Here is an 8,915-nt window from a genome sequence, read left to right as displayed (position 1 = left end):
CTGCTAGCACTGGCCTCTAATAAAGGTTTGGGCTATATGTTCATACCCACATCCAAAAAAGCTAACGCCGATTGCAAGGCTGGCATACCAAACAAAAGGGAGCCGATATGACAGAGAAAAATCAAGGTGATCCAAGCAACACTGGAGACACCAACAACGGCAACAACATTAGTAGGCAGCAGCAAGAGAAAATCGACCTTTTACTCGAGCTAATGAGTCAGAAGCTTGAAGAGCATGAGGTCGACCCCGAGGTGCAAAAAGAAGCATTACAAACACTGTCTGAGGCTTCCAAAAGTGCCGCGCAGATTAGCTCAGATCACCTTGAGGCCATTACTCGCGCAGCAGAAGCGCGAGCAAATTTTTACATTGAGGCCCTAAAGCGGGCTGAATCTAAAGAAGAACGCGATCAGATCTACCAGCGGATGACAGATGCCGACAACAGAGATTCCGAGGAGCGTAGAGAAACTTCGCGAGACGGAAAATCGATCATCCTTACAGCTGTCAAATGGGCCGGAATGGCTTTGATTGGAATAGGTGCACTAACCGTAGCAGCTTATGCCTACGCCAAGAGAAATTAGATCACTGTACCATCGCTCTACTTGCCCGCTTCCCTATATAGCCCCCCCTGAATGCGAGCTTGCTCTTTGGCCACTTGACCGCTTTGCCAAGTAGAAATTCCACGCTCAGCGGTCTGTCCAGCGATATACCCGCCGACACCCAGAGTCATCAGGTTCCAAAGCGCTTCTGGTAGTGGCAGCGTCAGACCAACACCAAACATCGCAGACAGGTAAGGAGCTATCAGATAGTTATTAGCGACGATTGCAACAATGGTAAGCATCAGAATTGGGCGCCAATTGCGCTGTAGCCAGCTCTCACCCGCAGCCTCTGCCAATATCACCTGCATTTGACTTTTGAGAGCACTGTTCTCGGCATCAATCAGCTGCGTTTGAACTTCATGCTTGAGTCGCGCCGCCTCGTCTTTATCGGTGATAGCTTTATCGATCACACTAAAGAGTGGACCAGTGATTACTGAAAGCGCTCTAGCTGCAATGCTCATAACCCACCCTCCAGTGCCGACACGCGGCTATTCAGGTTATCGATGCGGTTTTCAATCTGGTCTAGCTCGCGGCGGGCGTCGGTAGCTCGGTAGTAGGTGTCGCCCCACTCCCGTAGCTCTTGGCGCAGCTCATTGAGCATTAGCCCCTGAGTCGTTAGCCGCTCTTCGAGCACGACCGACTGCTGACCCAGCTTCACCAGCTGAGCACCGGCCCAAATACACAGTGCCACTAACAGCACTTGGATTCCTGTCTGCATATGCCGCTCGAGTACGGATGGTTTCACGTCGCGCTCCTGGGCCATCAGGCCACCTCCGCCGCGATCTCGCTGTATAGCGTCGCTACCAAGCGGTCTGCCTGGTCGCTTTCGACCTCACTGCGAAGGTTGACGATGCGCTTGAACCAGCCATAGGCGAAGTCCTCTTGTCGCTCGTCGCGCTCGGCGAGACCACGGCAGAAGGCAATGCGGACGCCATTGATAGACTCAGCCAGCACATAAAGACCAGCACCGCCCCGAGCCTTGCGGAAAGCGTCGAGCGCGTCCAGCGTAGCGGGACCAACGGCACCGTCTTCTTTGAGGTCGGCAAATAACTTGCCGCGATTGTTTAGCACATTTAGCGTGCGCTGTAGCTCTTTGGCTGAACGACCTGGGCCAGAGTGAACACCAAAATCAAAAAGGTATTCGGCCAGCGTGGCGCTGATCGGTGCAATGCGGTCGAGGCGAATGCTCGTCCAATAGCGCGCCTCGTAGATACGCACGGCCAGTGACTTGGGCAGCTCTCGCATATCGCCGTAGTAGCCATTTGCTCGTGCTACGGCCAGTGTGATGCCGTAATTGGTGGGGCCGCCACGATCTGAGGAGTGATTGACGTAGCCGCCCTCGCGGTCAATGACCGAGACGACCAACCGCTGCTTGAGTGAGGTAGTCATATTAGGTGCCTGCTGTCTCACGACAGTAGAGGGAATGCTAGAGGGTTAGCTCATTAACAAGCTCATTTTTCATCCGAGCAACTAATTCGTCTATGTTTTCAATAACGTCCACATAGGAGGGTTGAATAGACGGGTGTAATGTTGAAGATAGCGAGATCATGGCAACCAGCCCGGTGATACACATATCTAATTCAATTGCATCTAAACGCAATTTTTTATAATAAAGCTGGAGCAGAGTAGAGAGTCCTTTATCTTTAAGCCTTAGCAATTCAGCAACATATTCAGCCATCTTTGAATTAGCGTCAACGCTATCTACCACTTGTGCTTGCAAATTCGCCGTGTGCTTTAAATTTTTTACAGGTTGTTCAAGCGAAAGCAAAATACTTAATGCTTCCTCAAGCTTTTGGCGTTTGATTGAATCATTTTGAGCATTGAAAGTGTTTTGATAAGCCACCCGACCACCATACCAGGCACCTACCGCAGCGCCCAACAGCGTAAAGAGGCCTGCAGCAGTCAAGCCTAACCAATCAGTCGGCAACGACTGTACTGCAACTTGGGCAGGCTCGTTAACATGCAACGTAAGAGTATTAACTGGCTGATAAAAGTACTCCGGAAGCAGCGGCGGCACTCGCAGGGCCTCATAGCAAAACGCCCCAGCAAAGCCGAGGCGTAGGTTTGGATAATGGAACTAGATTAGCCATTTCAGGCACAAAGTGCAAGCGTGTCTCTTGATTCCACTCGCCAGCCCTATCTAACAGTCCGGCAAGTTATCCAGATTATTTGCTGATGAAGAGTCAGCAGACGTCCGGAGATGCTTTTTTGTACCAACTGTTACGACGTGAATATCTGCTCGATTGCCAGCACGGTCTCGTACGTAGTAGTTGTTGAATCCCCGCTCAATATCATCAATGGCTTTAGCTTTACTTACCGGTGACCACCACTCACCCGAGTGGCATAGCCGAATAATGTCACCATCGTTGTCTTTCCCTGTAGCCTTTATCTGCCGATCAGCCATGTTTCCGTCCTCGTCTGTTTGATTTGTCGGAATTTGCAACAGGCTCAGGTAACAATAATTAACCAGCTAATAGCAATGAGACTCCTGTTGTAGGCTGATGCTTACGACGAAAGCTAAGCGGCTTTTACCAGCAAACCTGCTACGGGTGCCAATGCCGCACACTCCCAACGATCCAACGTATCAAGCAGTCGCTCCCACACACCCTTCCAGCAAGTGCGACCGCTGGCGGCCCAGCGTCTGACGTCCACCACCTCCCCATGCTCCAGCTCAATCCATGCCGCTATGCGCCGAGGATTATGCAGCCCCGGTCGGTTATACGGGTACGTCGTTTCTGCGTGGTGGTGTATCGCCGCCGACACGATCCACCGCAGCTGACGCGCCGCCTCTGCCGATGGCCGCTCTGCCTGTCCCTGCCCAGGCAAGCGCATTTGCATACCGACGTGCATCAACGCGGCGTGTATCCACTCCCGATCTTCTGCCAGCTCGTCGCGTGTGAACGGCCCGAAGCAGTAGCGTGCCAGCGCCTGCAGGTGTTGCGGCTGGTTCTCCACTGCGCTGATTACCTGCCCCGCCTCAAGCCCATTCACAATGCGCCAATCGTTATCGGGGCTTATCCCCTCATTACTCGACTTCGATACGTCCTCAAGCGCGGTGCGCATTTCTGATAGCCGACGCTCACTGTTCGCCACTGCCCGCTTGAGCACATTGAGGTTGGCGTCAAAGGGCCCCGCATTGCTGAGCGCCTTCACGTTCCGCTTATGCTCTGCCATCAAGCTGCGCAGCTTGGCCCCGTTATCGCCTACGCGCTCCCGTATCCGCTTGAGGTTGTCGAACAGGTCAGCGATAGGGCTGTTACCACGGCGCGTGTGATACGCGTCAAAGATCATCTGTCGTGCTGAGATATATCGCATCACTTCCCCCTGCCGTTGCGTTTTCGTTGCGATCTTGCGCAACTGTTGCGTTTTGTTGCCTGCTGCGTTGCGTTTATCTCTGCAACTACTTCATCCCAAACGCTTTTCAGGCGTTGCGTTGTTGCATGCGGGAATTTTTTTAACCACTTGTCATGCACGGCTTTACGGTTCTCTTTGGGCACGCTGAGCATTTCCCTCAAGGCGAACTTCAGCTCGCACTCTCTAGCCCATTCATGCCATTCGGGCGGGTAGCCATTCTCCCCACCCATCTTGCGGCCATCGGGCCATTGCGTTGGGCGATCAATCACGCAGCCACCTCGCTGACAGGGATGATCTCTACCCACGTCCCGCTTTCGGCTTTCCGGTCTACCTCGGGCGGGTCCAATATCACGCGGCGCACGTACTGCCCTCTGTCGTCCGGCAACAGTCCGGCAGCCACCAGTCCATCCTCAATGTGCTTCATGCTGATTGAGTAGTTGCTGGTGTCGCGCATCCGGTCGCCCTTGCCCAACCGTGGGCGAAACACCAGGTCTACCCTACAGGTGACAGGTGCAACACCTTGGCAGACGGCCTTGCACGCCCACGCGGCCGCTTTCACCTCACGGTTGTTGGCGTGCTTATTAGCTCTCAGGGCGACGTTGGTACTGCTAGCGATATACGGAACAAACAGCTTCATTTCACCGCCCTAACCAGGCCGCGCCTGGCGAGTTGGTCCAGTGTCAGCACAATGGCTTCGTTCATCCGCGCCCTACGCTCTTCGCGGCTCAAGTCTTTGCCGTTATCAATCTGGTGGTGGCACTTAGGGCAAAGCGCAGCGGTCAGCGCATCACTGGCCTTCTGGCCCCGACCACGGTGCTGGTTGCTGTGGGCGGCTTGGATGCCCCAAGCACCGCACAGCACACAGCTATCAATTTCGTGCACGTTGCTGAGCCACTGAGGACTACGGTGCGGTTTGGTAGGCAGGTAGCACTCATTGGGCAGCATTACGCAGCCTCCCTTGCCAGCTTCTCGAAATAGAACTCAACCCTGATGTGCGTCTCTACGATCAAGCCGTGTTTCTTGGCCATGCGATAAGTGGGTGCATTACGGTCAAGCGCGCCAACGTAGCCAGCCAGTACATCGCGCCACTGATCTAGCGTGTATGTCGCCTTAGAGAGGTTGCATGGCGCGCAAGCGGGCATGAAGTTATTGAGCGCATCGTTTTCAATGCAATCAGCCCCGACCAACTGCGTTTTATAGCCCTGCCCAGGCTGACGAATCAGCTTATGCCGACGGAACACAGCCTTAACGTGGTCAGCATGCCAACGCTTACCGAGCTCTTCCCCACAGTAGGCGCAGCGCCCTTTGAACATGCAGAACAGCTCTGCGCGCTCGGCTTTAGTGAGTCGCCTCATGCCACCTCCTTGTACTCATCCGGCTTATAGCCACGCAGGTTGGGATCAGTCAGCCGCATGCCCAAGCTGGTGAAGTGCTGGTACACAGCATCCAGGTAGCGGGTCTTCTGGTCTTTACTCATCAAACGGGTACAGGGGAAGTCCAACGGCTCCTGCATCAACTCCAGCTTGGCCTCATACGGCAGCGGCTTAACGATGCGGTCGTACTTCTCTTTGAACTCGGGAAGCTCCCAGCGCAGGATCGGTACCGCGAAGTGCAGCTTGCAGAAGCCGCGGTACTCCTCGGCGGTGTGGTCGCCCTGAGCTTCCGCCTCAAGGAGCCATTTGCGTTGGAGCTTGTTCTGGTCGGTGCTGCGCTTCACCTGGCGCTTACGCACCACGATCTCGACGTCGCCCCATAGCTGGATGGCGTCGGTGATCACCTTAGGCAGTTTGGCAGCAGTGACCAGCGCTTCTTGAATGGTGCTGGCCCGGGAGACGAACGGCTTGTTGGCTGGCTTAGTCATGCCGCACCCCGCTGAGTCCGGTAACTGCCCCAGTCCAGCTTGAGCGTGGTACCGCCGCCCTCCTGCATCCGGTCGATGATGCGCTTGCCCATGTACTCCTCGAGCTTGTCGGCTTCCAGGTTGCTAATCAGGATCGTCGGCAGCATCTGCTTGTAGCGCTCATTGATGATTTTGAAGAGCATCAAGCGCTCCCACTCGGTGCCGAGCTGCGCGCCTACCTCATCCAGAATCAGCAGGTCGAGACCGCCGACGAAGGCGCGAATTGCCTCTCGCTCACTGCCAGCCTTGTCCTTGCTGAAAGCCCGCTCCTTGATCAGGTCGACCAGCTCGTAAACATCGATGCCCATGACCACGCGACCACTGGCCAGCAGCGCGTTTCCGATCGCATAAGCTAGGTGACTCTTTCCGGTGCCTACGCTGCCGGTAAAGACCAGCCCGCCACCCTGCTCCAGACGTTCGTCAAATTTGGTGACGTAAGCGCGGCACACGCTCAGCACGTACGATTGCTCGCGACTGTGTGACTCAAACCCGCTGAGGGTTTTGTTCACGAAACGCTTAGGAATCAGCGAGTCTTCACGCAGCTTCTCAAGCCGCCGGCGGCTGCTGGCTTCGCTGGTCTGGTTAACCTCGGCCTGGCTAACGCCTTTGGCATCCTCAAGCGCGCAGTGCGGGCAACCAGCCCACCGACCGTTGGGCATCTTCGTATTGGCAAACGCGCCATGAATACGGCAACGGTCGGCTTTGTTTTCAGCGGTACCGGCGAGCATGCTGGCTAACTGGCCGCGCACTTGCGGGGTGGTTGTCAGTGACTGAGCCATGTTTAATCCCTCGCCCACGCTGGGAGTTCAAGATCGTTGGTGCCGTAGGAGCCCACGGGCATCGGTTGGGCAAATCCCATGCGGCCGTCTTGGCGTTGGGGCTGAGCGCCACGACCACCCTGGCGATTGATCAGCCACTGAGCTTTAACGCCTTGCCACCCCGCCAAAATTGCTTCGTCAATCGCTTCGTCGGGTGTCATGCCTGGGATGGCTTCGCTAGCTTTCACGGCCTCACCAAGTGCCAGCATGAGCGCACGCTGGGTAAGCGGTTTTTTAAGCGCCTTACGGTGGTCGATGAATGCCTTGGCAGCTTCGGCAGAAACCCCGTTTGGCAGATCGGTAAGATCAAGCGCTACCGGTTTGGCTTTAGAGGTCTTCTTCGGTGCGGCGGGCTTTGGATTTTTCGGAGCGGGATCGCTATCCCCTTCGAACGTAGTGAGAAGGGGTTTGTCTTTCCTGTCTTTAGGTGCCACCCCATTTTGGGGTGATTGAGATACCCCATTTTGGGGTGACTCACCCCATTTTGATTTTGGTTTCTGTTTTGGGGTAACTCGCGACTTCTGGGCAGTAAAATCCCATTCCTCGACGTTCTTGTTGATACGCACAGGAGAGCGGCCACCACCATTACGGGTTACCACTTTCTTGCGGATAAGGCTGTTCAAAGTCTCCGAGCACTTGCCTTCTGGCATGCCAGTCTTTTCACTGATAACCGATGCAGCTATCCAGTCTTCCGCTTTATTCCAGCCGTAGGTCATGCGCTCAATAACACGAATCACCCGAGCCTCACGGCTGGTTAATGGTGCGCGCGCAAACGCCTCTACAAGAGCGTTAGCGGTTCGTGTGTACCCGTCTTCCACTTGGATACTCCTACGCTCAGGCGCGAGACAACCCTGCACCTGATAGCATTCGTGGTCTGATATATGGGCGAGGTTGCTCATGCTGCATTCTCCTTGCGCAGGCGAAGCAAATACCCCTGGTCGTGAAGAGTGGATTCAAAGTAAAGGGGCTTATGAGGGAATACGCGCCCAGGGTTCATTGCCTCTATGGCAATGTCTGACTCGTAACAAGTAATGGCATCGAGATCATTGATAATCGCGTTGAGTATTTCGCCCAACGGGCATCGAAAATATTCGCGAGAGGCGTTAATTCGAAACGCTTTAAAGTTCTCATGAAGCCATGCTTCAGCTTTTCGAGGCGCTTCTACTTCGGCGTAAAAAACCACTTCATAAGGCGATGGCACACCAGTAGCCTTTGAAAGCTCTCTTGCTCTCTGATTAGGAGAGCGATCTGTCATACCTATTTTGTATGTCCCGTTCATGCACTCATTCCGCAGTACGTAGACAAAGCCGATTTCAATTGCCATAATTACCTCACTAAGTGTTCTTCAAAGCCCGGCACGCTCCCCAGCGATATGCCGGGCTTTGTCGTTTCTGCCGTTGATCAATGTCCTATCAGGGCCTCGTAATAGCCCAAGAAGCGGGCCTAAGCCCGCTGGTACTAAACCGCTCGCAGCGTGCGCTCTCGGCGCATGGCATAGAGCTGATCTTTTAACGGTCCCGCGATAGCAATGGCGTGATCGAGCATCACGTCCTCCACCGCCACTCCGCGCTGTGCGGCTTCCTGTTCCACCACGGCTTTGTGCTGTGGCGACAGTCGCCGGTACGTTCGTGACAGAGCTGCACGATTCACAGTGACTCCTCGGGCCTTGTTCGGCCCTTCTGCTAGGCGCGTAAGCGCTGCATCATTTGCTCAGTGATGCGGTTTTCGATGAGGTGCGCCATGAGCGCTTCCACCATTTCCTGCTGTGCTGTCTGTACGCTTTCGCCTTTGGCTAAGCGGTCGAGCAGCACGTCTTGCCGGAGGTTAATCACCTCCATGCCCACAAGGGCGCACTCCCGAATGGCATGGGAGAGAACGCCCCCGTGGCGCATTGCTGCCACCTGCTCCAGCGCAAGGTATTCCTCGTCCTTAAAGCGAACGCGAGCCGGGTTATCCAGATGCTCGCCTTCCGCTTTTCGGGTAGTGGGAATACGGGGTTCACGGTTCAGCATTGCGATTTCCTTCTTACGGTTTGCTGAGTTCGCGGCCTTCACAGGCAGGCGGTTGGGGTTAAGCGGCAATAGGGTCAGCTTTCAAAGCGCCATCGGTAAGTCGCTCAAGCTGATACTGCCGCAGAAGTGGGACTTCTTCGCCCCACATCGTTACAGCGGAAGGAGAGATTTTGAGCGCTTTGGCAAGCTCAATCTTTTTCCCGTCGAAATGCTTAATGGCGTCTTCGGTTTTCAT

The 8,915-nt window shown here is 54.9% G+C and carries 18 protein-coding genes; 1 reads left to right on the top strand and 17 read right to left on the bottom strand.

Features of this window, described 5'->3' with window-relative positions; all coding sequences use genetic code 11:
* The first annotated feature begins 107 nt into the window (after positions 1 to 107).
* On the top strand, positions 108 to 578 hold the full coding sequence (locus tag FRH_RS14745; protein ID WP_281997121.1) for a hypothetical protein: 471 nt from the start codon (positions 108 to 110) through the stop codon (positions 576 to 578).
* Between the two features lie 17 nt (positions 579 to 595).
* On the opposite strand, the gene FRH_RS14740 is transcribed toward FRH_RS14745, so the two are convergent.
* The 17 genes from FRH_RS14740 to FRH_RS14660 form a co-directional block, all read right to left on the bottom strand.
* Entirely contained in the window at positions 596 to 1,057 is a 462-nt protein-coding gene (locus FRH_RS14740; RefSeq protein ID WP_281997120.1) for a 3TM-type holin, read from the bottom strand.
* Positions 1,054 to 1,341 carry a hypothetical protein gene (locus tag FRH_RS14735; protein WP_281997119.1) on the bottom strand — a complete coding sequence of 96 codons (288 nt, stop codon included), beginning with the start codon at positions 1,339 to 1,341 and terminating at the stop codon, positions 1,054 to 1,056. The genes FRH_RS14740 and FRH_RS14735 overlap by 4 nt, the downstream gene beginning before the upstream one ends.
* A gap of 17 nt (positions 1,342 to 1,358) precedes the next feature.
* Positions 1,359 to 1,985, bottom strand: coding sequence for a glycosyl hydrolase 108 family protein (locus FRH_RS14730; protein ID WP_281997118.1), 627 nt, complete (start codon positions 1,983 to 1,985; stop codon positions 1,359 to 1,361).
* A 37-nt stretch (positions 1,986 to 2,022) separates the two neighbouring features.
* The gene (locus tag FRH_RS14725; RefSeq protein WP_281997117.1) at positions 2,023 to 2,613 is read right to left on the bottom strand and encodes a hypothetical protein; all 591 of its coding nucleotides are present in this window, start codon (positions 2,611 to 2,613) and stop codon (positions 2,023 to 2,025) included.
* A gap of 123 nt (positions 2,614 to 2,736) precedes the next feature.
* Positions 2,737 to 3,000: a DUF3892 domain-containing protein gene (locus FRH_RS14720; RefSeq protein ID WP_281997116.1), complete on the bottom strand. Its 264-nt coding sequence runs from the start codon at positions 2,998 to 3,000 to the stop codon at positions 2,737 to 2,739.
* Positions 3,001 to 3,113: 113 nt separating this feature from the next.
* Positions 3,114 to 3,911, bottom strand: coding sequence for a hypothetical protein (locus FRH_RS14715; protein WP_281997115.1), 798 nt, complete (start codon positions 3,909 to 3,911; stop codon positions 3,114 to 3,116).
* On the bottom strand, positions 3,911 to 4,219 hold the full coding sequence (locus FRH_RS14710) for a hypothetical protein (RefSeq protein WP_281997114.1): 309 nt from the start codon (positions 4,217 to 4,219) through the stop codon (positions 3,911 to 3,913). Before FRH_RS14710 ends, FRH_RS14715 begins: the two co-directional genes overlap by 1 nt.
* Complete coding sequence (locus FRH_RS14705) at positions 4,216 to 4,587, bottom strand: hypothetical protein (RefSeq protein ID WP_281997113.1); 372 nt, start codon at positions 4,585 to 4,587, stop codon at positions 4,216 to 4,218. Before FRH_RS14705 ends, FRH_RS14710 begins: the two co-directional genes overlap by 4 nt.
* Positions 4,584 to 4,895, bottom strand: coding sequence for a hypothetical protein (locus FRH_RS14700; RefSeq protein ID WP_281997112.1), 312 nt, complete (start codon positions 4,893 to 4,895; stop codon positions 4,584 to 4,586). The genes FRH_RS14705 and FRH_RS14700 overlap by 4 nt, the downstream gene beginning before the upstream one ends.
* Positions 4,895 to 5,305, bottom strand: a complete 411-nt coding sequence (locus tag FRH_RS14695) for a hypothetical protein (protein WP_281997111.1) — start codon at positions 5,303 to 5,305, stop codon at positions 4,895 to 4,897. The genes FRH_RS14700 and FRH_RS14695 overlap by 1 nt, the downstream gene beginning before the upstream one ends.
* Entirely contained in the window at positions 5,302 to 5,811 is a 510-nt protein-coding gene (locus tag FRH_RS14690) for a hypothetical protein (protein ID WP_281997110.1), read from the bottom strand. Before FRH_RS14690 ends, FRH_RS14695 begins: the two co-directional genes overlap by 4 nt.
* A complete protein-coding gene (locus FRH_RS14685) occupies positions 5,808 to 6,629 on the bottom strand; it encodes an ATP-binding protein (protein ID WP_281997109.1) in 822 nt (273 codons plus the stop codon). Before FRH_RS14685 ends, FRH_RS14690 begins: the two co-directional genes overlap by 4 nt.
* Positions 6,630 to 6,631: 2 nt before the next feature.
* Positions 6,632 to 7,567: a replication protein gene (locus FRH_RS14680; protein WP_281997108.1), complete on the bottom strand. Its 936-nt coding sequence runs from the start codon at positions 7,565 to 7,567 to the stop codon at positions 6,632 to 6,634.
* Complete coding sequence (locus FRH_RS14675; protein ID WP_281997107.1) at positions 7,564 to 7,992, bottom strand: GIY-YIG nuclease family protein; 429 nt, start codon at positions 7,990 to 7,992, stop codon at positions 7,564 to 7,566. Before FRH_RS14675 ends, FRH_RS14680 begins: the two co-directional genes overlap by 4 nt.
* 134 nt (positions 7,993 to 8,126) lie before the next feature.
* Positions 8,127 to 8,318: a hypothetical protein gene (locus FRH_RS14670; protein ID WP_281997106.1), complete on the bottom strand. Its 192-nt coding sequence runs from the start codon at positions 8,316 to 8,318 to the stop codon at positions 8,127 to 8,129.
* 32 nt (positions 8,319 to 8,350) lie between these two features.
* Positions 8,351 to 8,680: a hypothetical protein gene (locus FRH_RS14665; RefSeq protein ID WP_281997105.1), complete on the bottom strand. Its 330-nt coding sequence runs from the start codon at positions 8,678 to 8,680 to the stop codon at positions 8,351 to 8,353.
* Positions 8,681 to 8,738: 58 nt separating this feature from the next.
* Positions 8,739 to 8,915: a Cro/CI family transcriptional regulator gene (locus FRH_RS14660; protein ID WP_281997104.1), complete on the bottom strand. Its 177-nt coding sequence runs from the start codon at positions 8,913 to 8,915 to the stop codon at positions 8,739 to 8,741.

The sequence above is a fragment of the Halomonas sp. A020 genome (assembly GCF_027943625.1).
GTDB classification, from domain to species: Bacteria; Pseudomonadota; Gammaproteobacteria; order Pseudomonadales; family Halomonadaceae; genus Vreelandella; species Vreelandella piezotolerans.
Note: the sequence above shows the minus strand (reverse complement) of the source record. Positions and strands in the feature narration are given on the sequence as shown.

Coding starts and splice junctions, on each gene's coding strand:
- FRH_RS14745 (WP_281997121.1), top strand. CDS start 108: ATGACAGAGAAAAATCAAGGTGATCCAAGCAACACTGGAGACACCAAC.
- FRH_RS14740 (WP_281997120.1), bottom strand. CDS start 1,057: ATGAGCATTGCAGCTAGAGCGCTTTCAGTAATCACTGGTCCACTCTTT.
- FRH_RS14730 (WP_281997118.1), bottom strand. CDS start 1,985: ATGACTACCTCACTCAAGCAGCGGTTGGTCGTCTCGGTCATTGACCGC.
- FRH_RS14720 (WP_281997116.1), bottom strand. CDS start 3,000: ATGGCTGATCGGCAGATAAAGGCTACAGGGAAAGACAACGATGGTGAC.
- FRH_RS14715 (WP_281997115.1), bottom strand. CDS start 3,911: ATGCGATATATCTCAGCACGACAGATGATCTTTGACGCGTATCACACG.
- FRH_RS14705 (WP_281997113.1), bottom strand. CDS start 4,587: ATGAAGCTGTTTGTTCCGTATATCGCTAGCAGTACCAACGTCGCCCTG.
- FRH_RS14700 (WP_281997112.1), bottom strand. CDS start 4,895: ATGCTGCCCAATGAGTGCTACCTGCCTACCAAACCGCACCGTAGTCCT.
- FRH_RS14695 (WP_281997111.1), bottom strand. CDS start 5,305: ATGAGGCGACTCACTAAAGCCGAGCGCGCAGAGCTGTTCTGCATGTTC.
- FRH_RS14690 (WP_281997110.1), bottom strand. CDS start 5,811: ATGACTAAGCCAGCCAACAAGCCGTTCGTCTCCCGGGCCAGCACCATT.
- FRH_RS14685 (WP_281997109.1), bottom strand. CDS start 6,629: ATGGCTCAGTCACTGACAACCACCCCGCAAGTGCGCGGCCAGTTAGCC.
- FRH_RS14680 (WP_281997108.1), bottom strand. CDS start 7,567: ATGAGCAACCTCGCCCATATATCAGACCACGAATGCTATCAGGTGCAG.
- FRH_RS14675 (WP_281997107.1), bottom strand. CDS start 7,992: ATGGCAATTGAAATCGGCTTTGTCTACGTACTGCGGAATGAGTGCATG.
- FRH_RS14665 (WP_281997105.1), bottom strand. CDS start 8,680: ATGCTGAACCGTGAACCCCGTATTCCCACTACCCGAAAAGCGGAAGGC.
- FRH_RS14660 (WP_281997104.1), bottom strand. CDS start 8,915: ATGAAAACCGAAGACGCCATTAAGCATTTCGACGGGAAAAAGATTGAG.